The sequence below is a fragment of the Actinophytocola sp. genome, from assembly GCF_049647105.1.
Classification (GTDB): Bacteria; Actinomycetota; Actinomycetes; order Mycobacteriales; family Pseudonocardiaceae; genus Actinophytocola.
This window is the reverse complement of record NZ_JBARWZ010000059.1, coordinates 89,977-114,239: the sequence shown is the minus strand read 5'-3', so window position 1 is coordinate 114,239 and position 24,263 is coordinate 89,977. Positions and strand designations below refer to the sequence as shown.

Below are 24,263 nucleotides of genomic sequence, written 5' to 3'. Positions count from 1 at the left end.
GCTCCTTCGCTCCGCTCCTGGCTGCCATCGGTCATTCCGCCGCTCCCAGGATGGCCGACTCGGTGACGTGTGCGGCGCCGAGCGCGTCCACCTGCACCGCGCAGAACTTGAACTCGGGGATCTTGCCGTACGGGTCGATCTCGTCGATGGTCAGCAGGTTCGCCGCCGCCTCCCGGAAGTGGAACGGGATGAAGACGTTGCCAAGCTGCTCCCGGTGCGAGATCCGCACCTGCAGCTCGATGACGCCGCGTCGCGAGCGCACCTGCACCCGCTCGCCGTGCGCGACGCCCCGGTCGGCCGCGTCCTTCGGGTGCATGTACACCTCGGCGACCGGCGCGATCGTGTCGAGCGCGAAGGACCGGCGGGTCATCGACCCGGTATGCCAGTGCTCCAGCAGCCGCCCGGTGTTGAGCACCAGCGGGTACTCCGCGTCCGGCAGTTCCTTGGCGGGCAGCCACTGCGCGGGCACCAGGTGCGCGAGCCCGTCGTCGGTGTTGAACCGCTCGTCGAACAACACGACCGTGCCGTCGGAGTGGTCCGGGTCGGCGTTCGGGTAGAGCTTCCCTGACAGGCCGAGGTTGTCGTGCCTGAGGTTGGCGTAGGACGGCATGAGCGCGACCATCTCGTCGAAGATCTCGCTCGGCGAGCGGTAGTCCCAGGAAAGCCCGACGCGCCTGGCGATGTCCTGCACGATCTCCCAGTCCACCCGCGCCTCACCGGGCGGGTCCATCACCTTGCGGCCGAGCTGCACGCGGCGGTCGGTGTTGGTGTAGCTGCCTTCCTTCTCCAGGTAGGAGGAGGCGGGCAGGATCACGTCGGCGAACTCGGCGGTCTCGGTGAGGAAGATGTCCTGCACCACGAGGAAGTCCAGCGCGCCAAGGGCCTTGCGGACCTTGTTGATGTTCGGGTCGGACAGGAACGGGTTCTCGCCGAGCATGTACATGCCGCGCACGCCGTCCGGCTTGAGCACCGACCCGATGATCTCGGTGACCGTGAGACCCCGCTTCGGGTCGAGCTTGGTCCCCCACGCCTCCTCGAACCGCTGCCGGGTCTTGTCCTGATCCACGCCCTGGTAGTCCGGGTAGAACATCGGGATCAGCCCGGCGTCCGACGCGCCCTGCACGTTGTTCTGGCCACGCAACGGATGCAGGCCGGCGCCCGGCTTGCCGACGTTGCCGGTGATGGAGCACAACGCGATCAGGCAGCGGGCGTTGTCGGTGCCGGTGGTGTGCTGGGAGATGCCCATCCCCCAGTAGATGACACCGGCGCTCGCCTCGCCCCACACCTTCGCGACCTCACGGATCAGGTCGGCGTCGATGCCGGTGATCTGCGCGGCACGCTCCGGCGGGTAGTCGGCGACCGTGCGGGCCAGCTCGTCGTAGTTGGAGACGCGTTCGCGGATGAAGTCGCGGTCGATCAGCCCGAGCCGGATCACCTCGTGCATGATCCCGTTGTAGAACGCGACATCGGTGCCCGGTTTGACCTGGCAGTGGTAGTCGGCGTGCTCGGCGACCGTGCTGGCGCGCGGGTCCACGTAGACGATCTTCGTGCCGTTGCGGCGGGCCTGCTTGAAGAACGAGCTGGCCACCGGGTGGTTCGCGGTCGGGTTGGAGCCGGTGATGATCACGACCTCGGCGTTGGCGACATCGCCGTAGGTGGTGGAGACCGCGCCGGAGCCGACGCCCTCGAACAGCGCGGCGACCGACGACGCGTGGCAGAGGCGGGTGCAGTGGTCGACGTTGTTGGTGCCGAACCCGGTGCGGATCAGCTTCTGGAAGAGGTAGGCCTCCTCGTTGGAGCACTTCGCCGACCCGAACCCGGCGATCGCGCCGGGACCGCCCTTGGCGTGGATCTCCTTGAGGCGCCGGGCGATCAGGTCGAGTGCCTCGTCCCAGGTGGCTTCCCGGAAGTACGGCATGACCTCGTCGTAGTCGACGAGCCCGCCCGGCTTGCGGCGGCCGTCGCGGCCCAGCTTCTTGTCCTTCTTGTCACTGCGTCCACCGCCGCCGCGATTGCCGCCTTCGACCCGGCCGCGGTCGTTCTCGCCGCGGACATCCGAGGACAGCGGACCCTTCGGGTAGGCGGAGTCGACACGGATCAGCGGTTTCGTGAGCCGCTGCGGGGAGGCGGCGTAGTCCCAGCCGTACCGGCCCTTCACGCACAGGCGGCTCTTCGAACCCGGCTGGTCACGGCCCTCGGCGAAGGAGATCGCGTCGCGCTCGCGGTCCACGTAGTAGGTCAACGCGCAGCCAACGCCGCAGTACGGGCAGACGCTGTCGACCGCGTCGAGTTGCTCACGCGGCTGGATCGGGATGTTGTTGATGGCCTTGTTGGTCAACGCGCCGGTCGGGCAGGCCTGCACGCACTCACCGCAGGTCACGCACGAGCTCTGGCCCATGGGGTCGTTGAAGTCGAACGCGATGAGGGTCTCGTAGCCCTTGCCCGAGCGGCCGATGACGTCGTTGCCCTGCACGTCGTCGCACGCGCGGACGCAGCGGTCACACAGGATGCAGGCGTCGTGGTTGACCTCGATGACCGGGTTGGACAGGTCGGTCCCGCGCCCGGAGCCGCACGGCAGCTCGGTGGTCTCCTTGGCGACGTCGAACCGGTCGGCCAGCTCCAGCAGCAGGTTGTCGCCGGTCTTGGTCTGCTTGGGGTCCTCGGCACGCGCGGGCTGGTCCGCGATCAGCAGCTCGGTGAGCGTGGCGCGTTGCTTCTGGACCTCCTCGGTGTCGGTCCTGACGGTCATGCCGTCCTCGCACGGCCGTACACACGCGGCGGCCAGCACCCGGCCACCCGTGTCGACGACGCACATGCGGCACACGCCGACCGGGTCGTAGCGCTCGTTGTGGCACAGCACGGGGATGTCGACGCCCGCCTGCTGGGCCGCGTCGTAGATCGTCGTGCCATCTGGCACGGTCACCGGCCGGCCGTCGATCTCGGCCGTCACCGTCCTGGTGGACGTCCCCGGCTCCTCGAGAGTCGTCATCGTCGCTCCGTCTCTCCTGGCATTGCATACAGCATACCGTTACGGCTCCCGGCTCGTGTGGCCGACGTTATGCCTGGAGATGAAGATCCGCCAGATCCGAGGGCGGCACCCTGCCGTCCTGGTCCAAACCCCGTGCCACGTAGTACCCGGCGACCATCGCGCGAAGCCGTTGCGCGGTGAGCGTTGCGGTGCGGCCCGAGCCCAGTTCGAGCGGGGTCTCGAGCATCCGGACGGGCAGCGTGTCGTCGGCCGAGGTGGCGCCTTCACGCAGGTTGAAGGCCCTTTTCGCGCGGACGATCCGGCGGGCGGCGCCGTGGAGTTCCTCCGCGTCGATGTCCCAGCCGGTGACCAGCGCGAGGAGCCGGGCCCACTCGGTGAACGGGTCGTCGAAGATGCCGCGGAGGAACTTGCAGAGGATCATGGAGTCCATGACCGCGGCCTTGTCCTCGGTCTGGATCGCGGCGGCGACGTGTGCCTCGCCGCCAGTGAACCGGTCGAGGTCACCGGACAGGTCGGCCTCGTAGGCGCCGGACCGGTTGTGGTCGGCGCCGCGTGCGTTGACGGCCAGTCCGAGCGCCATCGACTGCAGGCTGCGTGGCTCGTAGCCGGGCATCTCCAGGCCCTTGACCTGCGCGGCGAAGTCGAGCGAGCCGTGCCCGACCCGCCAAGCCGCGCGCCGGGAGCCCTCGGCGAGCAGCTCCCCAAGCCCCCGCTCGCGGGTGCCGATGGCGTCCAGCGCCTTGAGCAGGGCGGCGCCGTCGCCGAACCGCAGCCACGGCTCGTCGATCAGGCCGCGCTCGACACACTCCATGGCCCACGCGATCGTGCCACCCGCGGAGATCGTGTCGATGCCGAGCTCGTCGCAGCGGGCGCTGGCGGCGAACACGTCGTCCGGGTCGGAGACACCGCACAGCGGGCCGAGCGCGAAGACGTTCTCGTACTCCATGCGCTGGCTGCCCGCGCCCTTGTCACTGCCCTTGCGGGTGTAGATGTGCTCGCAGCCGATGGAGCAGGAGGCGCAGCTGTTGCGGGTGACGCCCCGCAGTTCGTGCAGCTCCTCCGCGGCGAGCCTCGGCGCCTCCTCGAAGGTGGCGGCGGTGAAGTTGCGGGTCGGGAGCGTGCTGACCGCGTTGAAGGCCAGCAGGTTCGCGAGCGTGCCGAGTTCGCGGTACTTGGCGGTGGCGGGACCGAAACTGCGGGCGCGCAGGTCCTTGGCGGCGGCGAGCACCCCGGCCTGGTCGGCGACGCCGACCTTGGTGGCCGCCTTCACCAGCACGGCCTTGATGTTCTTGGCGCCGAGCACCGCACCGAGACCGCCACGACCGGCGTGCCTGCCGTCGTGGCTGATGGTCGCGTACCGCACGCCGCGCTCGCCGGCGGGCCCGATCGCGGCGGTGCGCCAGCCGCGGCCGAACCGCTCCCTGGCCGCGGTCTCCGCGTCGGCCGCGGACAGCCCTTCGAGTTCCGGCGCGGGCTCCAGCCGTGGTCCGTCCCCGTCGATCAGCAGAACCGACAGCGCGTCGGCACGCCCACGGATGACGAGCGCGTCGTGGCCGGTGAGCTTGCCGGCGATGGCGAACTGACTGGACGCGAGCGCGTCGGTGAGCAGCCCGGTCAGCGGCGACTTCGCGACCACCGCGAACTTGGCGCTCGTGGTCAACGGCGTGCCGACGAGCGAGGAGAACACGAAGGCGAGCGGCGCTTCCGGGCTCATCGGGTCGACGCGGGGTGGGGCGAGACGGTGCATCAGCCATGTACCGAGCCCGACCCCGCCGAGATAGGCCCGCAGGACCTGGTCGTCGAGCGCAAGCGTCGTGCCTGCCGCCCCGTCACCGCGCACGTCCACGACGAGCGCCTGTCCGTAGAAACCACCTGGCGCCATGTGTCGACTGTATGCCCTATCCCCCGGCGTCCGCCGACAGGAACGCGACGGTGTCCCCCGAGACCAGCGGTAACCGGCCGTCCCTGGTCACCTGGTCCCCGTTCAGAGCGGCCACGACATGGCGGTCCAGGGTCAGTCCGACCGCCTCCGCCGCCGCGCCGATCGTCGCGGCCCGCACGGTGCGGGGTCGTTGCCCGCCGCCCTTGGCCAGCACCCCGAACCGCTCGACCACGACCTCCGGCGGCTCCCGGTCCCGCGCGGCCCGGTAGTCCTCTGGAGTGTTGACGTTGACCACGGACGCCAGGTCCGGGTCGTGCTTCGCGAGCGTCGCGTCCGCCAGGAGGGCGTCGTCGTCGAGCTGGGTCACCGCGCAGTGCTTGAAGATCATCCCGGGCCGTTGGTTGCCCTTGGCGAGGAGATCCGAAACGAGCCCGGCGATCCGGGTCCGGTAGGCGGCGGCGAGGGGCTGGCGGAAGCCACGCGCCACCGGCAGGACGACCTCGGTGTCGTCGGTGAGCGCCCGCAGCACCCGCGCGACGTAGGCGGGGTGCAGGAAGGGCAGGTCGGTGGAACACACGAACGCCGCGTCGGCCCGGTCCTGGACCGCCGCCAGCCCGGCCGCCAGCCCCTGCATGGGCCCGAGCCCTTCGACCGGGTCCTCGACGACCTGGACACCTAAAGGCAACTCTGGCAGCTCCTGCCCTGGCGCGGCGACCACCACGACCGGACCGTCGACAGCCCTGGTGACCACGGCGGCCGCCCGGTACAGCAGGGTCGAGCCGTGCCACTCCAGCCCAGCCTTCGGCGCACCCATCCGCGAGGAACGCCCACCCGCGAGCACCACACCCGCCGCATCGCCCATCTTGCCGATGGTAGCCCTGGCCGCGCGGGGTTCATGTCGTTCCTACCGCACCACCGCGACCGGGCATTCCGCGTGGTGCAGCAGAGTCTGGCTGACCGAGCCGAGGCCCAGCCCGGCGAGCGCGCCACGGCCACGCGATCCGACGACGATCAGCTGCGCATCCTGGGCGTGCTTGAGCAGCGCACGGCCCGGCCGGTCACGAACGACCAGTGGCCGGATCTCGACACCCGGGAACTTCGCCTGCCAGGCGCCGACACGCACGGTGAGGTCCCGCTCCTCTTCGGACTGCAGGTAGTCCCAGTCGATGGTGGATGGCAGCCTCGCCCAGGTCGCGCTCACGTCGACGTCGAACCAGGTGTGCAGGGCGACCAGCGGCACGCCACGAGCCGCCGCGGCTTCGCACCCGAAGGTCATGGCGGCGTCACTCAACTCCGAGCCGTCGAGACCCACGACCACGTGGCCGTCTTCCGGCGGCACGCCGTCCTCGGCGCCGGAGCGCATCACGACGACCGGGCATCGCGCGTGCGCGGCCACCGCCACGGCGACCGAGCCGACGAGCAGCGAGCGGAACCCGCCGAGCCCTCGGGAGCCGACCACCAGCAGCTGCGCGGTCTTCGACTCGGACACGAGCACGTGGCTCGTCTCGCCGTCGTGGACATCGGCGGTGACCACGGCGTCCGGCGCCGCCCGGCGCGCGGCCTCGGTGGCTTCGGTTATCCAGTGCCTGCCCTGTTCGAGGAGCGCGGCGAGGTACTCCGGCGGCGGGGGGACCTGCTTCGGGTGCCGCACCGGCGCCAGGTAGCAGACGTGCACGAGCCGTAGCGGTGTGTTGCGGCGCACCGCCTCCCGCGCCGCCCAGCGGACGGCGTGCGCCGAGGACTCGGATCCGTCCACCCCCACGACGATCGGGTGGGAGTCGTCGAGGTTGTTCGTCATCTCTGGCTCTCCTCGCGTTGGTCGGTTCGCTGACCGAAGCGGAGCAGGAGTTGCGGGAACCCGTGCAACGACAGGGACTCCACCAGCCCTGACCTCACCTCGGACAGGTGGAAGGGCTGGGTGAGGATCGAACCGGCCAGCCCGGCGCCGGTCGCGGCGAGCCAGACCGCCGCCGCGGCCATGCCGCCGCGAATGTGGTCGTGCGGACCGTCGTCGGGCGTCACGACCACCAGCAGAAGTTCACCCCGCAGGCGGTCCGCGAGCGTCTCCGTGTCGGGTATGGCGGAGGTGCGCCGGACCAGCCCCGCCCACGGCAGGGTGGTGACCCGCCGGGTCGCGGCGGACACGCCCGTCCCCGGCAGCGGGTCGCGAACGGGGGCCGTCCACGCGGACAGCTCTCGCTGGTAGGCGCGGTCGGCGCGCAGCACGAGAGCGGTGTGGTGCAACAACTTCGCCAGCACCGCGAGTTCGTCCCGGCCACGCACCGGCCGCAACCCGACACCGTCGACGCCCTTCGCGGCGAGCAACGTGCGGCGCTCGTCGTCGGTGGGCGGTGCCGCGAACGGCTTGCGATGGCTGCGCCTGCCAGCGATCGCGCCGAAGCGCCGCAGGTCCACTTCGGACGGTTCATCTCGGCCGGTCACGGTGAGGCGGCCGATCTCGTCCGGTCGTGCCGGGTTCGCGTACAGTGCGAGGTCGGCGGTCCAGCCGAGTACCCGCACCGTGAGCAGCGCGTGTTCGAGCGCCGCGCCACACGAGATGAGACGGTCACGGCCCAGTGGATCGTGCGTTGGCAGCGTTCTGTCAAGCCGCTCGTACAGCGTCACCTGGCGTGGGTCGTGAAACTCGAGCACCCAGGGTTGCGTGTTGTGCACCGATGGCGCATGCGCCACGGCGTCGGCGATCAGGTTCTTCTCACCGGCGGTCCATCCGGTCACGACACCACCTCCGTCGCGATAGCGGCGACCGGCAGGGCATTGCGGCCTGGGTCACCGGGTTCGGTCATGCCAGCCCGGTTCGACCCGGGCCCATTCCACCTGCCACGCGCGGAACCGGCGGCGGTCGAGCGCGACGTGCAGTCCGCGACACGCGAGAGCCAGCAACCCGCCCGAGGCGAGCCAGCCACACACGGCGACGACCGTGCTGGTGACCCGCGCGTCCGAGGTGGACATCGGCGCACTCACCGGGCTCCCCGTCCGGTCGAGCCAGATCGTGACCCCGGCACCGGCATCGAGCCCGTGGTCGGCAGGCACCACGCCGGTCCTGGCGGTGCCGTCCGGCAGTTCCCAGCGCGCGGGCACGGCCGACCTGCCCCCGGCGGTCCCGTCCGCGTCGGCGGTCACTTTCGGCGCGTCCTCGGTGAGGACCGCGACGGTCTCGTACCGGTCGCGGAGCTGTTGCTCACGCCGCTCGGAGAGGCCAGCGTGGATGACGGAGCCGAGTGTCAGCATGATCGGCAGCAGCACGAGCCCGATCAGCACCGCGAGGGTCACGACGGCGCTTTCGAGCCGGTCGACGCCGCGAGCCAGCGGGTTCCTGCCAGGCCGCAGCAGGCGGCTCACGGCTTTGAACGCTTCCCGCACCACTGCCTCCCTCGGTCGGGTCTGCCACCAGCACACCGCGTCTCGACGAGGACGCACAGAGCACAAGCGCCCTCACCAGAGGGACCAAGGACCGCATCACCACCAGATGCTCCCCCGAAGTCTCCTCCACATCGGACGCTTCGGCGACACCACCGCCTGGTCTTCCTCTGGCCGTCCCTCGACAAGGGCCGTCGTCGAGGTTTGCCGAGGAAGCCCTGTGGCGTCGAGCCGCCGCTGCCTGGCATCGGCGCCACCCTGATCCTGGGCATCGGCCCCCGCATCGCGGCCGTGTCCGGCACGCTGATGACGGTGCTGATATGGCCCGCCGAATGGCCACTGGACCGATTCACCGACGCCGGAGAGCCCACCATCTCCGGCCGCGCCCACCTCGGTCTGACACGGCTCGATGACCACGACGGCGACAGCTACTCACCGCCCGGCAACTGTTCACCGCGCACCGGCCACCCGACAGCGCACCCGATGAACCGAGCCCTTGGTCGTTCGTTCCCCTCTGCCGAGAGGAGACGATCGACCAAGGGCTCCGTTAGCGGTCGACCAGGGCTCCTGGTCTCGTCGCTGGGTCGGGCCGGGTCAGCAGCTGGTGGTGGTGTCGCCGCCGTCGACGGTGCAGGTGTCGGCGCCGAGGCCGCCGTTGGCGGTGTCGCCGCCGGCGCTGTCCTGGACGTTGATGTTGTCGTTGCCGAGGTTGCCGGACATAGTGTCGGTGCCGTCGTGGTCGATCATGGTGTCGGCGCCGTTCTGGCCGTCGAGGTCGTCGTTGCCGGGGCCACCGTCGATGTGGTCGGCGCCGTTGTCGAACAGGTACAGCAGCGAGCCCAGCAGCGTTTCGCCGTAGTTGGTGTCGTTACCGGCTTGGCCGTAGAGGTAGTCGGCGCCGTTGCCGCCACCCATGATGTCGTCACCGTCACCGCCGTAGAGGATGTCGTCGGAGTTGCCACCGTCGACCACGTCGTTGCCGGTCCCGGCGTAGAGCGTGTCGTTGTTGTTGCCGCCATTGATGGTGTCGCTGCCGCCGCCACCGTAGAGGGTGTCGTTGCCGTTGCCGCCGTTGATGGTGTCGTTGCCGCCCAGTCCGCAGATCACGTCGTTGCCGTTGGTGCCGTTCAATGTCTCACCCGCGCTGGTGCCGGTGATCGTGCATCCCAACGCGTTGTTCACGGTGGTGGACTCGGCGTCGGTGTTGTTGCCCGGGGTCGGGTCGGTCTCGGTCGCCGACACGGTCGACGTCGCGGTGATGGTGCCGGTCGCCGACGGCGTGACCGAGATGGTCACCGTCGCCGCTCCTGACGCGGCTATCGCCCCGAGCGTGCAGGACACCGTGGGTGCGCTGATACTGCACGACCCCTGTGACGGGGTGGCGGAGTTGATCGTCCGCGCGGCACCGGACAGTGTGGTCGACACCGACACCCCGGTCGCCCCGGTCGGACCGGCGTTCGCCACCCCGACGGTGTAGGTGTACGGGTCACCACCCAGGGACACCGGATCAGCCGACTCGGCCACCGACACCGACACATCCGCACCCGGAGGCGACGGCACATCGACATTCAAGTCCAAATCGCCAGTGGCGACGCCACCGCTGCCGTCGGCAAAGCCGCCTGCCTGGATCCAGTACGTCGTCGTCGAACCCGCTGTGAACTCCACGCTGGATTGGGATCCAGCGGTGTCGTCGTCGCAGGCGATCTCAGTCAGTGATCCGAGGCTGGCGCCGGTGTAGACCAACAAGACCGTGTCGACGTCCGAACCGAACGTGTCCACGGAGACCTCGGTTCCCGCACTGACCGTCAACCCATACCACACCGTATTGCCGATATCGGGAGGCGTCCCGCCAATGCAGCTGGCATCGGTCGGCTCACCGGACTCCGTGGTCGCGTCGACATTGCTGAGACTGTCCGTGAACGCACCGGTCTGGGCCTGCGCGTTGGCAAAGTCGTCATTGGACGGCGGAACAGCCCACGCCGGTGTCGCGACCACCACCGCCAAACCCGCCGCCGCCACCAACGCCGATGCCCCACCCAGTAACCGTCGAAGCAAAATCCGTCTCATTGAGAATCTCTCCTAGAAAACTCTGCGCAGGGGTAGGAGCAGTACATACCAGGACCATCACGGACACAACACTCCTACCGAACAAATCACTTTCCGTGGCCACAGGTAGGAAAAAAACAGAAATGATGAAATCCTCCCTGCGGGAAGTTTGTGATTGTGATAATCACACCGAGCCGACATGTAGTCGCATCGGTAAACCATGAGCAGGAATTGAGAAGCCAACCTCATTGTCAACCTCCAAACGTGTACGAGGAGGCCACTGAACTGGCCCTTCGTTCATTGGGTATCGAAGGTCGTCACTCAGCGCTCCCGGGCGATCGAGGCCGAGCACAGCGCACCCGGACCGACGCCAGGACTGCGGAAAAATCGCGTTTCAGCTTGTTGAGATAAATTTGATGGCCCGTTAAAGATTTCTTCGATACCCGCGCCGTCCACGACCATGAACGGGGGAGTGTCCCGGTCGCCGCCGGGACGAAACCCTCCTCGCCGTGGGCGACCAGGCAGGCCCCACGGGAAGCACCAGCGCGCGCTCGACATCAGCACCGCGTCGGACAATCCCAGGGAACCGGACCGGCATCGCACGCGCGCGACAGTGGCAGCGGGAAACATCGCGTCCAAGGTGGACGATGGTCCGGTCGTCCGGACTTCGCGGCGGGCTTCGGCTGTGGGCAGTAGGTTCCTCACATGCGATCACTGCGAACGGCCGTCATCGGGTTCGGCACGGCCGGGCGGGTGTTCCACACCCCCTTCGTAGACGCGAACCCGGACTACGAACTGGCCGCGGTCGTGACGGGCGACGAGCAACGCCGGGACGAGGTGCTCGCGCGGTATCCCGGCACGCGGGTCGTGGACGGTGCGGCCGCGCTGCTCGACCGGGAGCTGGACCTCGTGGTCATCGGGTCGCCGCCGGCGTCCCACGCGGCGCTGGCGCACACGTTCCTCGACGCCGGTGTCGCGGTCGTGGTCGACAAGCCGTTCACCGTCGCCTCGGCGCAGGGTCGCGAGCTCGTCGAGAAGGCCGACCGGCTCGGTGTGCCGTTGACGGTGTTCCAGAACCGCCGTTGGGACGGGGACTTCCGCACGGTGCGGCGACTGCTGGCCGACCGCGCGCTCGGTACGGTGTGGCGCTTCGAGTCCCGGTTCGAGTGGTGGAAACCGGACCGCGGCTCGTCGTGGAAGACCGGGACGGCCGCGGCCGACGGCGGCGGCATCCTGTACGACCTCGGTGCTCACGTCATCGACCAGGCCGTCCACCTGTTCGGCGACGCGGTCCCGGCGTACCACGAACTGTTCACCCGACGGCCCGGCGGTGCCGCACCCGACGACGCTTTCGTTGTCCTGCACCACGAAACCGGTGTCGTCTCGCACCTGTGGATGAACGGCCTCGCCACGCAGGCCGGACCCCGGTTCCGCGTGCTCGGCTCGCAGGCCGGGTTCACCAAACACGGCATGGATCCGCAGGAAGCCGCGCTCCGCGGCGGCGCCCGGCCAACGGATCCTGGCTTCGGGCACGAGCCGTCGACGGCCTGGGGCGTGTTGGGGCTCGATGGCGCAACCCGGGCGGTACCGACGGAACCCGGCCGATACGCGGAGTTCTACGCACTGCTGGCGACCGCCCTGCGCGACGGCACGCCGGTGCCGGTCGACCCGATGGACTCAGTGCGGGTCATCGAGCTGATCGAGCAGCTCTCGGGGACATGACCGGCGCACACCCGTAGTGTGTCGACATCGTGAGGGCAAGGCTGGAGGACGCTATGGGACGGCACCGACGTACGGGCTGGCTGGTCGGCGTCCTGTCCGCGACGGCGCTGGGCGCGTGGCTCGTGCGCCGGGGGGCGGCACACGCGCACACCTCGGGCGTTGCCGGGCTGACCCCGCGGTCCGCGCGCAGCGACCCGGCCCGGCTCGTGCCCGAGGTGAGCACCCACGCCGACGCGGCCGGGGTGAACCCGGTCCTGCTGATGGCGATCCTCTACCTCGAGTCCTACAAGCCGCACGTTCCGCTGTTGGAGCGGGCATGGCAGACGGTCCACCGTGACTCGGCCTTCGGCGTGGCCAACATGCACCGCCGCACCTACGAGCACACCCGGTTCGGGCGGCCGTTCGCCGAGCGGGCCTGGAAGGAACTGCCCCACGACAAGGAGCTGGCCATCCAGGCCGCGGCGTGGCACCTCCACGACCTCCGTGCGCGCCTGCCCCAGCATGTCGGCGGCTCCTTCACCATCGATGAGCTGCTCGCCATGGGTTACAACGCGGGCGCACGCAACATGCTCCGGTTCGCCAACGGGCGGCAGCCCGGTCCCCGGGCCCGGGCCTATGTCGACCGCCTCCGTGCACAATGGGAACTGGCAGAAAAGACGCTTTCCTGAAGGTCCCGTGCGCGTGCGCCAAGTCAAGGTCGGCGACAGCGGCTCGGCAACGGCACCGGGTGGCTACGCCAACACCGGGGTGCACATCGGCGACGTGAACCTGGTGACCGGGTTGCCGGTGCGTACCCGCTACCGGTACCAGGTCGAGCGGATCGCACCGAAGGATCTGGTCGGCAGGCACGCCGAACTGGCCGAGCTGGCCGAGTTCTGCTCCGCACCGGGCACCGGGGAGAGTTACTGCTGGTGGCGAGCGGCGGCCTGGTCCGGCAAGTCCGCGTTGATGTCGTGGTTCGTACTGCACCCGCCTGCCGGTGTGCGGGTGGTGTCGTTCTTCATCACCTCGCGCCTGTCCAGCCAGGACGACCGGGCCGCGTTCGTCGACAACGTGATGGAGCAACTGCTGGCGTTGCTGGGCGAGAGCTGGCCGCCGTTCCTGACCGAGTCGACGCGCGAAGCGCACATGCTGGGGTTGCTCACCGACGCCGCGACTGCCTGCCAGGCACGCGGAGAGCAGTTCGTCCTCGTCGTCGACGGACTGGACGAGGATCGCGGCGCCAACGCCGGACCGGGCTGGCACAGCATCGCGGCGCTGCTGCCCGTCCGGCCGCCGGCCGGGATGCGCGTGATCGTCGCGGGGCGGCCGAACCCGCCGGTTCCCGGAGACATCCCGGACGACCACCCACTGCGTGCCGGGGCGATGATCAAGCCGCTCGCCCCCTCCCCGGAAGCGCAGGCCATCCGGGACACCATGGAGCGCGACCTCGCGCGGCTGCTGAACGGCTCCCCCACCGAACAGGATCTGCTGGGCCTGGTCGCCGCGGCGGGCGGCGGGTTGTCCAGCGACGACCTTGCGGGGCTGAGCGGCACGAGCTGATCGAACTGTTCCCGCAGGCACTCGCGGCGATCGTCGCCGAACTCGAGCGCGTCGCCGAGACGGGCCGCGCGGCGCACCGCCCGCGCCTGAGTTCCGACCGTCCGAAGTAGATACAGCGCACCCTCCTGTCGCGGGAGACCGTTTCTTGCTGCCGCAACAAAATTCACCAGTAGTGATCATGGCGAGCTGACGCACAGCCCGAGAACCGTCGTGCGAAAAACATTCTCACGAGTAGACAAATACCGGGAGACACACGGACCCGACCGACGTTCTCCCTGCGCCACGCCGGATTTGGCCTCGCACCGGAGATGTCGGCCGACACCGTGGTCTCGGAGCGTGATCACGATTAACACGTCTGGCCCATTGCCCGGCGCGGCAACGGGTTCCTAACCTGGGAAGTCGCGACCGGTTCGACAATGCAGTCGGATGCGGCCAACTGGGGATGCGCCTCGTCAGCGTGGGGTTGACCTGTGCCATCGATTACTCCTGCTGTGGAAGGGAATTCGATGTCCGTCGTACCGGACGACTCGGTCTGCAACCGTTGTGGAATGCCGTTGGCCTATGACAAATTCATGGCGGACCTCGACGGCCGGGAAATCCCCCGCGACCCGGAGCTGTGCACGCACTGCGAGAATCCACCGGATCCGGCGGATGTGCCAGCGCAACAGGACCGCGGCGCGCTGCTCGACCTGGTCTTCCGGGTCAGCCGGGGCGAACACGTCGGCGAACTGCCAGCCGAGCTGGACGAGCTCGTTGGCAGCGTGCCCGTTCGCCGCGATGGGGCGAAGGCCGACGCCGTCGTGCTCTACAGCGGCGGCAAGGACTCCAGCTGGATGCTGCACGACCTGGCCGCACGCGACGTGCGGGTCGTGGCCTGGATGCTGGACCAGGGATACCAGTCGCCATTGGCCATCCGCAACGCACAGGCGCTCTGCGACCGGCTCGACGTGGAGCTGGTCATCGCCCGGCCGGAGCGCGATCCGATGAACACGTTGTTCAGGCTCGGTTTCGCGATGAACGAGGAGGACGACACCGCGCTGCTGCGGGCGGCGATGTCGTGGGGTTCCGCGTGCTGGCCGTGCTTCTCGACGATCCTCGCGCAGGCGTCAGTGTACTGCCGCGACAACGCGATCCCGCTGTGTTTCGTCGGCACCCACAAGGGCCAGAACCGCACTACCGCCGGGGACAGCCCGATCGTCAAGGTCGACGGGCTGACGCCGCTGGACGGCGTGGTCGAGGAGCAGGTCTCGCTCTTGCGCAAGCACGCGGAGCGCAAGGCACCCGAGGCGGCAGAACTCCTGCGTACCGGGTACAGCGGGACGGCACTCGTCCCGTTCTACGAGTTCGTGCCGAAACCGTCGACCGAGCAGATCATCGCCGACCTCGAGGAGATCGGCTGGGAGGTGCCGCGCAACACCGGAACCTGCAGCACCAACTGCATGATCAATGAGCTGGGCTACCGGATCATGCGCAACCAGTACGGGTTCGACATCTACCAGATCGCCGAGGCCCACGAACGCAGGCTCTCCCCCAACCCGACTCCGGCGAACATCGCGATCCTGGACGAGGAGGCGATCCGGCGCGGCGCCAAGCTCATCGACCTCACCCCCGTCGAGTCACAGCGCTGGGGTATCGAACGGTGACCGATGAGGTGAACTGGGCCGAGGTGCTGGCGGAGTTCGAACTCGATCCCGCCTACGTGCACCTGAGCCTGAGCGTGATCGCGCCGCACCCCCGTTCGGTCCGCGCCGCCATCGAACGGCACCGGGCCGGCTTCGACCGCAACCCGGCCCTGTACTTCCACCGCCGGGACGACCTGCACCGCCGGGTGCTGGCGAAGGCGGGCCGGTACCTCGCGGCCGATCCCGACTCGATCGCGTTGACCGAGAGCACCACCATGGGCCTCGCGGTGGTGTACACGGGCATCGTGCTGCGCCCCGGCCAGGAGATCCTGAGCACCGGGCACGAGCACTACGCGGCCAAGGAGTTGTTGCGGTTCAAGGCCGAATCGAGCGGTGCCGGACATCGGACGATCGAGCTGTACCAGGATCCGCGTACCGCCACGGCGGAGGAGATCTCCTCCGCCGTGGCCCGCGGGATCGGCGACCGGACCCGGCTGCTGGCGCTCACCTGGGTGCACTCCGGGACCGGGGTCAAACTGCCGCTCGCACGCATCGCCTCGGTGGTGGCCGAGATCAACCTCGGCCGCGCTCCCGGCGACGAGGTCCTGGTCTGCGTGGACGGCGTGCACGGCATGGGAGTCGAGGACTTCGAGGTCCGTGACCTGGGGTGCGACTTCTTCGTCTCCGGGTGCCACAAGTGGCTGTTCGGGCCGCGCGGCACCGGGCTGGTCTGGGGAAGCGAGCGGGGCTGGGACGCGGTACGGCCCATCGTCACCTCGTTCGACGTCGAGGCGTTCTGGCCGTGGTACCAGGGGTTCTCGCCCGACGACAAGGCGCCGAAGGCGCGGCTGTGCACGCCTGGCGGGTTCCCGGCCTACGAACACCGGTGGGCACTCGCCGAGGCGTTCGACTTCCACGAGGACCTCGGCAAATCGCGGATCGCCGAACGGATCCACGCGTTGAACGAACACTGCCGCGCCGCGGTGGCGGACGTCCGTGGCGTGCGGGTCCGCACCCCCGACAACGCGGAGCTGACGTCGGGGATGGTGTGTTTCGACGTTCCCGGCGTCGACCCGGCCTCGGTGGTCGAACTCCTCGAGGCGGAGAACGTCGTCGCGGGACAGACGCCGTACCGCAGCAGCGCGGTCCGCTTCGCGCCGGGCGTGCTCAACACGTTCGCCGACATCGACCGGGGGGTGGACGCACTGGCCCGGGTCGTCAAAACCAGTACCTGACCGGTCTTCTCTCGATTGGGGGCGAGCACAGTCTTGGCGGACAGGAACCTCACGGACGACGAGGCGACGGCGAAGGTGGCACGTGCGGCCACACTGTTCACACCGTGGGCCCTCCGTGCCGCGGTCACCCTGCGGATTCCCGACCTCATCGCCGAGGGAGTCACCGACGTCGGGGAACTCGCGCGAAGGGCGGGTGCCGAGCCGAACGCGTTGCGCAGGCTGATCCGGTACCTGGTGCTGCTGGAAGTGTTACGGACCCCCGCTGCGGACCGCGTCGAACTTGGCGAGCTGGGGGCGGTGCTGCGCCGAGGGCATGCAGCGGGGCTGGCGAGCGCCCTCGACCAGGCCGAGCCGTTCGCGCGCCGCGGTGACGAGGCGATCTCCGGTCTGCCGGAAGCGGTGCGTACCGGCAAGAGCGTCTGGGCAGGCTTCTCCGGGCGTCCGTTCTGGGACGACCTCGCGGCCGATCCGGCGCTGGACCAATCGTTCGCCGCCGCGATGGCGGCACACGCCGCCGAGCTGGGTCCCGTCCTCGCCACGCGGCACGACTGGTCCTCGGCGCGGCGCGTGGTCGATGTCGGCGGCGGCACCGGCCACGTGCTGGCCGCCGTCCTCGCCGCGCATCGCCATCTCACCGGGACGCTGGTGGACCTGCCGGACACGGTGTCCCAGGCCGGGCCGGTGCTGGTCGCGGCAGGCGTGGCCGACCGCGTCGACGTGGTCGGCGGCAGCTTCTTCGACCCGCTGCCGGACGGGGCCGACGTCTGCGTACTGGCCAACATCCTGCACGACTGGCCGGACGACGACGCGGTGGCCATCCTCCGCCGGTGCGCGTCGGCCCTCACCGGTACCGGCCGGGTCGTGGTTGTCGAGCGGGTCCTTGACGACGTTCCCGTCGCACCGGCCGAACCGGGACAGTTCGTGGCGAGCCAACGTGATCTGGCGATGCTGCTGCTGTTGGACGCCGGTGAACGGACCGCGGCGGAGTTCCGTGCCCTCGGCGCGGCGGCGGGACTGAAGTTGACCGAGATCGTCCCGCTGGTGCCCGGACAGGGTCTTTTCACGGTCACTTTCGAGGTGCGGTAAGCGGGCGGTCAGCCCAGCTGACCGTGAGCGGCAACGTCCTGAACCCGATCGCCTTGCGCGCGTCCTCCGCGACCGCCCCGTCGGCGACGGCGAACTCCGGCCACCGCCGCAGGACCGCGCGCAGGGCAATGTGCTGTTCCAGCCGAGCCAGTGAGGAGCCGATGCAGAAGTGGATCCCTCTGCCGAAACCCAGGTGCCGGTTGGGAGTGCGCCGGAGATCGAACCGGTCCGCGGCCGCGAACTGCCGTTCGTCCCGGTTGGCCGAGGCGAGCCAGACGAGCACCACCTCACCGGCCGGGATGCGCGCGCCACCGACCGTGACCTCCCTGGTGGTCCGCCGTGGCGTCGCGGGAAGCTGACCGCGGAAGCGCAGCACCTCCTCGACCGCGTCGGGGACGAGCCCCGGGTCGGCCCGCAGCCGCGCCGCGATCTCCGGCCGGGTGGCCAGCAGGTGTACCGCGTTGCCAAGCACCAGGGTGGTGGTGATGTGCCCGGCGACCAGCAGGAAACCACAGACACCCAGCACCTCCTCGTCGGACAGCCGGAACCCGTTCTCCTCGACCGCGACCAGCTTGCTGATCAGGTCGTGACCCGGATGCCCGCGCCGGTACCGGATGTGTTCGAGGAAGTACGCGTTCATCTCGCCGATGAGCGGCTCCACCGACAGGAGCATCTCCTCGGTGGCCACGATGACCGGTTCGTCGCCCCGGCCCTGGAAGAACAGCGCGTCGGCCCATGCGCGGAACCGGTGCCGGTCGGCCAGTGGGATGTCGAGCAGCTCGGCGATCACGATCAGCGGCAGCGGATACGCCAGGTCCGCCACCAGCTCGATGCGGTCCCGGCCCGCGAGCGCGTCGAGCAGCTCGTCGGCGATCTCGGCGATCCGGGGCGCGAGGCCGGCGATCAGCCTCGGCGTGAGCGCGCCGCGTACCAGCCCGCGGAGCTTCGTGTGTTCTGGCGGGTCGAACCCGTTGAACGCACCCCTGGCCACGATCGCGAACTGCTCGGGCTGGCGGACCGAGGAACGCAGGTCGGAGGAGAACGTCTCGTGGTCACCGATGATCCTGGTGGCGTCGGCGTACCGGAACACGTGCCAGTTGCCCAGCTCCGGGTCGTAGGAGACCGGGTTCGTCGCACGCATCCGCGCCCACCAGCGCACCAGCGCGGCGTACTCGCCTCCTTGCGCGGCAAGGACGTCCTCGGCGCTCATCCCGTCGCCACCCTGCTCGGCCCATCTTGCTCGGCGCGGCCGGGATCGGCGTCCATGATGTGGAAGATCTCGTCGTGAAGACCGCGCAGGATGGCCGGGTCCCCGGGTTCGCGACGGTCGACCAGCCCCAGCTCGGTGGTCCTGGTGACCAGGTCCGCCACGGTGTTCAGCCCGTAGTGGTCGAGGAAGGCCCGTACGGCCGGGGAGTAGCGCTCCTTGTGCAGTGCCGTGGTTTCGGTGACGTCGACCACCCGGCGGGGGTGCTCGGTCAGCTCGTCGACCACGTCGCGCAGCACCCGCATCGTCTCGTCGTAGGTTGCCCACGCGGGCACGCGGTAGTCCTGGAGCGGTCCACGTTCGAGCACGCGGTGACACTGGTCGGCGAGGTCGTCGGCACGGACCCTGGCGAAGTCGAACGGGCTGCTCTGACCCGCCTCGCAGTACTCCACGTCGGCGAGCGCGCCGTTGTGCTCACCGACGAAGTAGGGGAAACCGTCCCACCTGGGCACCACGGCGGGCAGGCCGCAGGCCATCGCCTCCAACGGTGCCTTGCCGTAGGTCTCGAAGATGCTCGTGGCTCCGGAGACATAGAGGTCGGCGGCGTTGTAGAGGGTGACCGTGTCCCGCCGCTCGAGGCGCTGGAACTGCACCACGTGTTCGAGCTGGGCGGCGACCTCGTTGTACAGCACGGTGTCCACATGGGTCATCGACATGACCAGCAGTGCTTCCGGTGTGCTGCCGCGCAGCCGGTGGTAGGCGCTCAGCAACGGGCCGATGCCCTTGTCGGTCATGAACCTGCCGGTGTAGAGCAGGATCGGCCGGTCCTGGGGCAGGCCGAGCCGTTCGCGGCAGGCGGCCTGGTCCTCTGGCCGGTAGATGTTCTTGATGCCGAACGTGCAGATGTGGCGTGCCGGAATCCCGACGACCTGTTCATAGGCGGTCGCGGCGTTCGTCGAGCCGCAGATGACCAGGTCGCCGGGATGCGCGGTCTCAGCCACCAGAAGCAGCTGGCTCAAAATGTTGAGCGGATACGGGTTGGTGTGGGGGATGATCAGTGCCGGACACGAGAACCCGTCACGGCGCATCAGGTACAGCAGTGGCAACGCCTCGGTGTACTCGGCTATCACCAGGTCCACAGAGGACAGATCGCACGAACCACGTAGCTTGCGGTACACCTGTTCGAAGAAGGCGAAGCTGTGCCCGTTCGCCGGCATCTGCTCGATGCGGAACAGCAGCAGCTCGCTGTCCTGGCAGAAGATCCTGACGTCATCAGGCGCATCGGTCAGCGCCAGTACGCGTTTCATCCTTCGTTGCCCCCGTCCATCCGGCTCCGGTGTTGGCTCAGGCGCGTGGGAGCGTCTCGAAGTACATCTGCTGGGTGCTCAGCTCCGGCCAGCGTTCCTTTGCCTCGCGGGCCGACTCGATCACGCGGCGAACCCCCTCCTCGACGGTGACCGAGGGGTGGAACCCGAGCACGTTCTCCGCCTTGCGGGTGTCCGCCCAGAGCCGCTCCGCGTAGATCCCGATAGGTGTCGGCACGTACTCCGCCGCCAGCTCGACGTCGAGCTCCTCGCCGATGAGTTGCAGCGTCCGGTTGAAGGTGGTCTCCAGACCGATCCCCACGTTGAACTCCTGCGTCGGGAGGTCCTTCTCGAGCGCCAGCTGGAAGGCCCGCGCGGTGTCGGTCACGTAGATGAAGTCGCGGGTCTGCTGGCCGTTGCCCCACACCACCGGCGTCTTCCCGCTCAGAGCCGCCCAGACGAACAGCGAGATGACGTTCGCGTAGCCACCCTTGCTGAACTCCCCGTGGCCGTACACGCTGAAGGGCCGCATGCCGATCGCGGTGATCCCGTACCGCTCGGAGTACTGCCGCGCGGCCTCCTCGTTCCACTTCTTCGACAGTGCCTTGAGATCCGGCGGGGCGAGGGTCATGTCCTCCGTGTAGGGCACCGGGTTGCCCTCGTACACGGCGCTGGTGCTGGCGTACACCAGCTTGCCGACGTCGTTGCGGCGTACGGCTTCGAGAATGTTCAGGAAGCCCTGCGTGGTGACCGACGCACCATCGGTGGGGTCCTCTTCGTACATGAGGAACGACGATGGCGCGGCCAGGTGGATGATCCCGTCCTTGCCCTTGGTGAGCTCCGCGACGAGCCCGTAGTCACGGGAGTCGCCCTCCACCCAGTTGACCTGGTCCCGGATCTCGTCGGCGAGGTACTCCTTCCCGCCGATCTTGTAGTTGTCCAGTGCTGTGATCGTGTAGCCGTCGTGGACCATCTGCGCGATCAAGTTGCGGCCGATGAAGCCTGCGCCACCGGTGACGAGCACATTGGCACGGGAAGGCATGTCGCTCCTAGGAAGAGTTGGTTCGGGCCGGCATCGAGTCCACCCAGGGATACCGGCGAAGAATTAACTCGTCCATGGAATCAAAGCTTGGGGGCGGTGGTAAATCCACCGATCGGGTGATCAACTTAATTCTAAGATGGACGCTCAATTGCCACGTCCTAAACCAGGTGGATACGGCAGCAATTGCCCTGCAGGCGAACAGAAGTGCCGTCGTATCCCGTACTTCGAGCGCCCAAAAATATTATTCAGGGAAAACAGAGCGTGACGAAAGGACGCACCCCGATGGCCCATTGAGTACGCATGGTGACGGTGTTAGAAAAGAAATGGCGTGATCGCCGGGCGGGCGGGAGCGGCCGAACCGCAGTCCTTCGCTCTCTCACCCGCCTCCAACAGAATGTCGGCGCACGCTGCCGGGTGTTCGCGTCCTGTCGGGACAGTTGTTGTCGCGCATCGCGGCGCCCGAGCTTTCTTTCGATTGGTGGAAGGAGGGAAGATGGAGATGAACTGGATGTCGGACCGAGCCAACTGGCTCTCGGACCGCAACACGTGGTTCTCCGACCGCAGCATGTGGTTCTCGGATCGCAGCATGTGGTTCTCGGACCGCGCCAACTGGTTGGCAGACCGCACTGAGTGGTTCGCGGAGCGCTCGCCGAGCGCGTCCACCGGGGTCTACGAGCTGGTGGCCGTGTAAGTCACGAAAGGCCGGCGCGGTCCATCGTCTTGCGACGATGACCGCGTCGGCCGCGTCCGCCGATTCAGGTGAAGGGTGTCCTGTGATCCCGTTAGCAGCACTGCTCGTCCTCGTCGCCGCTTTCGCCCACGCGGGCTGGAACGTCTGCGCCAAGCGAATGGGCGCGTCCGGCTGGTTGTTCGTCTACTCCTACATGCTGGTCAGCGCGGTGTTGCTGCTGCCGCTCGGCATCGGTGCGCTGGTACTGGGCGGCGAGGTCCATCCCGGACACTGGGCGCTCGCCACCGCTGTCGGGACCTGCCTCCAGCTCAGCTACTACCTTCTGCTGCAACGCGCGTACCGCACGGTCGAGCTGTCCGTGGTGTATCCGCTGTCCAGCGGCATGGCACCGGTGTTCGCGATCGTCGCGGCAGTGCTGGTGTTCAGCGAGCGACCCGGCGTGCTGGCCCTGCTCGGCGCAGCGACCGTGATCGCCGGAGTCATGGTGATCACCGTCGAGCGGGCGCCCACCCCGCTCAGCCGCGCGGCCAAGCTGTCCGCGCTCGGCTTCGGACTACTCATCGGCGCCGCGAACGCCGCGGCGACGCTGTGGGACAAACAGGTCGTGAGCGGGTTCGGGATCTCACCGCTGCTGGTCTTCTGGGGAGTCTCGATCGGCGAGGTGCTGGTCCTGTCCCCCCTCGCGTTCAACCGCAGGCGTGAGGTCCGCACGCTGTTCACGGCCCACCGGCGCGAGATCCTCCTCGTCGGCTTGCTGGTCCCGACCGCGTACATCCTCGTGCTCTTCGCCATCCGCATGGCGCCGGTCAGCGTGATCTCGCCACTCAAGGAGCTCAGCATCGTGACCGCGGTGCTGGGTGGCTGGTACTTCCTCGGCGAGAAGCAGCTCGGCCGCCGGATCACCGGTTCGCTCGTGGTGATGGGCGGGGTGGCCATGCTGACCTTCGCCTGACCGCCCATCCACTCAGAGGGAGAACGATGACTCGAACATCCGGGGATCCGGCCGTCCGCTCGAACTTCGACACGGTCGCGGAGTCCTACGACCAGAACGGCGTCGAGTACTTCCGGCCGGTGGCACGCAGGCTCGTCGAGCTGGCGGAACTGGGGACCGGCGAGTACGTGCTGGACATCGGCTGCGGCCGGGGCGCCGCACTGTTCGCCGCGGCGGACGCCGTCGCGCCGACGGGCCAGGTCGTCGGGATCGACCTGTCCGAGGCGATGATCGAGAACACCGCGGCCGAACTGCGACGGCAACGTGCCCACCGCATCGTCGTCGTCACGATGGACGGCACGTCGCCGGACTTCGCGCCTGGCTACTTCGACGCCGTGATCGGCAGCAACAGCGTCCACATGGTGCCCGACCTGGAAAGGGCCTTCGCCAGGTACCGGAAACTGCTGGCACCGGGCGGCAAGCTCGCGGTCTGCGCGCCCGCGTCGGTGCTCGAACCCGAGCCCAGGGTCTTCGGCCTCCGTTCGATAGCGGAAGCCTCGGCGCGATTCTCCGTGTCCACGCGGGTGTACCCGCAGACGGAGGCGTTCGGCGGCCCGGCGAAGGCGGAGGCGGACCTGCGGCGCGCCGGGTTCGAGGATGTCCGCCTGCACGTGGAGGACGTCGTGCTCCGGGCAGCCTCGCCCGAGCAGTTCGTCCGCTGGACGTGGACACACGGCATGCGGATCATGTGGGACACGATGCCCGAGGACCAGCGCGACGCCGTGGCACGGGAGATCACGGAAGAGGCCGAGGAGTTCCGGATCGCCGACGGCACGATCGAGATCCGCTCACCGATCCGGTACATCATCGCCAGATGACTATCCTCGCGCTGCCCTGGTGGTGAGTGATCTGACACGACCGGCGCCGGTAGTGCGGGAGCGGGTACTCCTGCTGATCTACGTGGCGGTCTTCGGCGGCTACATGGGAATGCAGGTGCTGACCCCCATCCTGCCGCCGCTCGCACGCGAGTTGCGCCTGACCGAGTTCCAGCTCGGCGTGATCACCAGCGCCTCCGCGGTGACGGTCGCACTGGTCAGCCCGATCTGGGGCAGGCGAAGCGATACGTGGGGCCGTAAACCCGTGTTCGTCGCGGCACTGGCCGGGACCACCGCGGGGCTGCTGCTGTTCGCGGTGATCGCACACCTCGGGTTCCACGCGGTGCTCGCCGCACCCCTGTTGTTCGTGCTGCCGCTGGCGACGCGGGGCGCGGTCATCGGCGGATCACTCGCGGGCCTGCCGGTCGGCGCGCAGTCCTACGTCGCCGACGTCACCGCCGACGAACGGTCCCGGGTACGGGGCGTGGCCAGGGTGGGCGCGGCGGTAGGTCTCGCGCTGGTACTCGGCCCGGCACTGGGCGGCCTGCTCGGCGGACTGAACCTACTGGCGGCGCTGTACGTGGCACCCGCGGTCCTCGCCGTCACCACCGTCGTGGTGCTCACCGTCCTGCCCCGCGAACCACGCCACCAGAACCGGGCCACCCCACCCCGGCTGAGCCCACTGGACCCCCGACTGTGGCCGTTCCTGCT

General features: G+C 68.9%; 19 protein-coding genes and 1 pseudogene. 10 read left to right on the top strand and 10 right to left on the bottom strand.

Annotated elements, in window-relative coordinates:
• Positions 1–31: 31 nt before the first annotated feature.
• The 7 genes from fdhF to WBA97_RS08055 all read right to left on the bottom strand — a co-directional run bounded on the left by fdhF (position 32) and on the right by WBA97_RS08055 (position 9,914).
• Positions 32–2,989 (bottom strand): formate dehydrogenase subunit alpha, encoded by a 2,958-nt coding sequence (gene fdhF, locus WBA97_RS08085; RefSeq protein ID WP_424230090.1) that lies wholly within the window; start codon positions 2,987–2,989, stop codon positions 32–34.
• Between the two features lie 67 nt (positions 2,990–3,056).
• Positions 3,057–4,871, bottom strand: a complete 1,815-nt coding sequence (locus tag WBA97_RS08080) for an aldehyde ferredoxin oxidoreductase family protein (RefSeq protein WP_424230089.1) — start codon at positions 4,869–4,871, stop codon at positions 3,057–3,059.
• Positions 4,872–4,887: 16 nt separating this feature from the next.
• Positions 4,888–5,733, bottom strand: coding sequence for an NTP transferase domain-containing protein (locus WBA97_RS08075; RefSeq protein ID WP_424230088.1), 846 nt, complete (start codon positions 5,731–5,733; stop codon positions 4,888–4,890).
• Between the two features lie 42 nt (positions 5,734–5,775).
• Positions 5,776–6,669 carry a universal stress protein gene (locus tag WBA97_RS08070; RefSeq protein ID WP_424230087.1) on the bottom strand — a complete coding sequence of 298 codons (894 nt, stop codon included), beginning with the start codon at positions 6,667–6,669 and terminating at the stop codon, positions 5,776–5,778.
• Positions 6,666–7,607: an Acg family FMN-binding oxidoreductase gene (locus tag WBA97_RS08065; protein ID WP_424230086.1), complete on the bottom strand. Its 942-nt coding sequence runs from the start codon at positions 7,605–7,607 to the stop codon at positions 6,666–6,668. Before WBA97_RS08065 ends, WBA97_RS08070 begins: the two co-directional genes overlap by 4 nt.
• Before the next feature lie 51 nt (positions 7,608–7,658).
• Positions 7,659–8,252 (bottom strand): Rv1733c family protein, encoded by a 594-nt coding sequence (locus tag WBA97_RS08060; RefSeq protein WP_424230085.1) that lies wholly within the window; start codon positions 8,250–8,252, stop codon positions 7,659–7,661.
• Between the two features lie 591 nt (positions 8,253–8,843).
• Positions 8,844–9,914, bottom strand: coding sequence for a calcium-binding protein (locus tag WBA97_RS08055; protein ID WP_424230084.1), 1,071 nt, complete (start codon positions 9,912–9,914; stop codon positions 8,844–8,846).
• Between the two features lie 1,086 nt (positions 9,915–11,000).
• Here WBA97_RS08055 and WBA97_RS08050 point away from each other — a divergent pair.
• The 6 genes from WBA97_RS08050 to WBA97_RS08025 all read left to right on the top strand — a co-directional run bounded on the left by WBA97_RS08050 (position 11,001) and on the right by WBA97_RS08025 (position 17,502).
• Positions 11,001–12,017 carry a Gfo/Idh/MocA family protein gene (locus tag WBA97_RS08050; RefSeq protein WP_424230083.1) on the top strand — a complete coding sequence of 339 codons (1,017 nt, stop codon included), beginning with the start codon at positions 11,001–11,003 and terminating at the stop codon, positions 12,015–12,017.
• Positions 12,018–12,070: 53 nt separating this feature from the next.
• Complete coding sequence (locus tag WBA97_RS08045; RefSeq protein ID WP_424230082.1) at positions 12,071–12,685, top strand: lytic transglycosylase domain-containing protein; 615 nt, start codon at positions 12,071–12,073, stop codon at positions 12,683–12,685.
• A gap of 13 nt (positions 12,686–12,698) precedes the next feature.
• The gene (locus tag WBA97_RS08040) at positions 12,699–13,559 is read left to right on the top strand and encodes a hypothetical protein (RefSeq protein ID WP_424230081.1); all 861 of its coding nucleotides are present in this window, start codon (positions 12,699–12,701) and stop codon (positions 13,557–13,559) included.
• Between the two features lie 572 nt (positions 13,560–14,131).
• Positions 14,132–15,202 (top strand): hypothetical protein, encoded by a 1,071-nt coding sequence (locus tag WBA97_RS08035; protein WP_424230080.1) that lies wholly within the window; start codon positions 14,132–14,134, stop codon positions 15,200–15,202.
• On the top strand, positions 15,199–16,416 hold the full coding sequence (locus WBA97_RS08030) for an aminotransferase class V-fold PLP-dependent enzyme (protein WP_424230079.1): 1,218 nt from the start codon (positions 15,199–15,201) through the stop codon (positions 16,414–16,416). The genes WBA97_RS08035 and WBA97_RS08030 overlap by 4 nt, the downstream gene beginning before the upstream one ends.
• A 33-nt stretch (positions 16,417–16,449) precedes the next feature.
• Positions 16,450–17,502 (top strand): methyltransferase, encoded by a 1,053-nt coding sequence (locus WBA97_RS08025; protein ID WP_424230078.1) that lies wholly within the window; start codon positions 16,450–16,452, stop codon positions 17,500–17,502.
• On the opposite strand, the gene WBA97_RS08020 is transcribed toward WBA97_RS08025, so the two are convergent.
• Genes WBA97_RS08020 through WBA97_RS08010 form a run of 3 tightly spaced genes read right to left on the bottom strand, consistent with a single transcriptional unit; the run spans position 17,483 to position 21,055 of the window.
• Positions 17,483–18,712: a cytochrome P450 gene (locus WBA97_RS08020; RefSeq protein WP_424230077.1), complete on the bottom strand. Its 1,230-nt coding sequence runs from the start codon at positions 18,710–18,712 to the stop codon at positions 17,483–17,485. The two genes, WBA97_RS08025 and WBA97_RS08020, sit on opposite strands and share 20 nt — an antisense overlap.
• Complete coding sequence (locus WBA97_RS08015; protein WP_424230076.1) at positions 18,709–20,016, bottom strand: glycosyltransferase family 4 protein; 1,308 nt, start codon at positions 20,014–20,016, stop codon at positions 18,709–18,711. The genes WBA97_RS08020 and WBA97_RS08015 overlap by 4 nt, the downstream gene beginning before the upstream one ends.
• A gap of 37 nt (positions 20,017–20,053) precedes the next feature.
• Complete coding sequence (locus WBA97_RS08010) at positions 20,054–21,055, bottom strand: NAD-dependent epimerase/dehydratase family protein (RefSeq protein WP_424230075.1); 1,002 nt, start codon at positions 21,053–21,055, stop codon at positions 20,054–20,056.
• Between the two features lie 493 nt (positions 21,056–21,548).
• Between WBA97_RS08010 and WBA97_RS08005 the strand changes: the two genes are divergently transcribed.
• From WBA97_RS08005 to WBA97_RS07990, 4 genes and pseudogenes are all read left to right on the top strand, one after another.
• A complete protein-coding gene (locus WBA97_RS08005) occupies positions 21,549–21,746 on the top strand; it encodes a hypothetical protein (protein WP_424230074.1) in 198 nt (65 codons plus the stop codon).
• An 82-nt stretch (positions 21,747–21,828) separates the two neighbouring features.
• On the top strand, positions 21,829–22,698 hold the full coding sequence (locus WBA97_RS08000; RefSeq protein WP_424230073.1) for a GRP family sugar transporter: 870 nt from the start codon (positions 21,829–21,831) through the stop codon (positions 22,696–22,698).
• 26 nt (positions 22,699–22,724) lie between these two features.
• Positions 22,725–23,555, top strand: coding sequence for a class I SAM-dependent methyltransferase (locus WBA97_RS07995; protein ID WP_424230072.1), 831 nt, complete (start codon positions 22,725–22,727; stop codon positions 23,553–23,555).
• A gap of 19 nt (positions 23,556–23,574) precedes the next feature.
• A pseudogene (locus WBA97_RS07990) lies at positions 23,575–24,249 on the top strand (MFS transporter); the annotation flags it as partial.
• Between the last annotated feature and the right edge of the window lie 14 nt (positions 24,250–24,263).

Excerpts from the sequence above, each read along its gene's own strand:
- fdhF (WP_424230090.1), bottom strand. The coding sequence starts at position 2,989 with ATGACGACTCTCGAGGAGCCGGGGACGTCCACCAGGACGGTGACGGCC.
- WBA97_RS08080 (WP_424230089.1), bottom strand. The coding sequence starts at position 4,871 with ATGGCGCCAGGTGGTTTCTACGGACAGGCGCTCGTCGTGGACGTGCGC.
- WBA97_RS08070 (WP_424230087.1), bottom strand. The coding sequence starts at position 6,669 with ATGACGAACAACCTCGACGACTCCCACCCGATCGTCGTGGGGGTGGAC.
- WBA97_RS08005 (WP_424230074.1), top strand. The coding sequence starts at position 21,549 with ATGGAGATGAACTGGATGTCGGACCGAGCCAACTGGCTCTCGGACCGC.
- WBA97_RS08050 (WP_424230083.1), top strand. The coding sequence starts at position 11,001 with ATGCGATCACTGCGAACGGCCGTCATCGGGTTCGGCACGGCCGGGCGG.
- WBA97_RS08010 (WP_424230075.1), bottom strand. The coding sequence starts at position 21,055 with ATGCCTTCCCGTGCCAATGTGCTCGTCACCGGTGGCGCAGGCTTCATC.
- WBA97_RS08075 (WP_424230088.1), bottom strand. The coding sequence starts at position 5,733 with ATGGGCGATGCGGCGGGTGTGGTGCTCGCGGGTGGGCGTTCCTCGCGG.
- WBA97_RS08035 (WP_424230080.1), top strand. The coding sequence starts at position 14,132 with ATGGCGGACCTCGACGGCCGGGAAATCCCCCGCGACCCGGAGCTGTGC.
- WBA97_RS07995 (WP_424230072.1), top strand. The coding sequence starts at position 22,725 with ATGACTCGAACATCCGGGGATCCGGCCGTCCGCTCGAACTTCGACACG.
- WBA97_RS08015 (WP_424230076.1), bottom strand. The coding sequence starts at position 20,016 with ATGAAACGCGTACTGGCGCTGACCGATGCGCCTGATGACGTCAGGATC.
- WBA97_RS08045 (WP_424230082.1), top strand. The coding sequence starts at position 12,071 with ATGGGACGGCACCGACGTACGGGCTGGCTGGTCGGCGTCCTGTCCGCG.
- WBA97_RS08020 (WP_424230077.1), bottom strand. The coding sequence starts at position 18,712 with ATGAGCGCCGAGGACGTCCTTGCCGCGCAAGGAGGCGAGTACGCCGCG.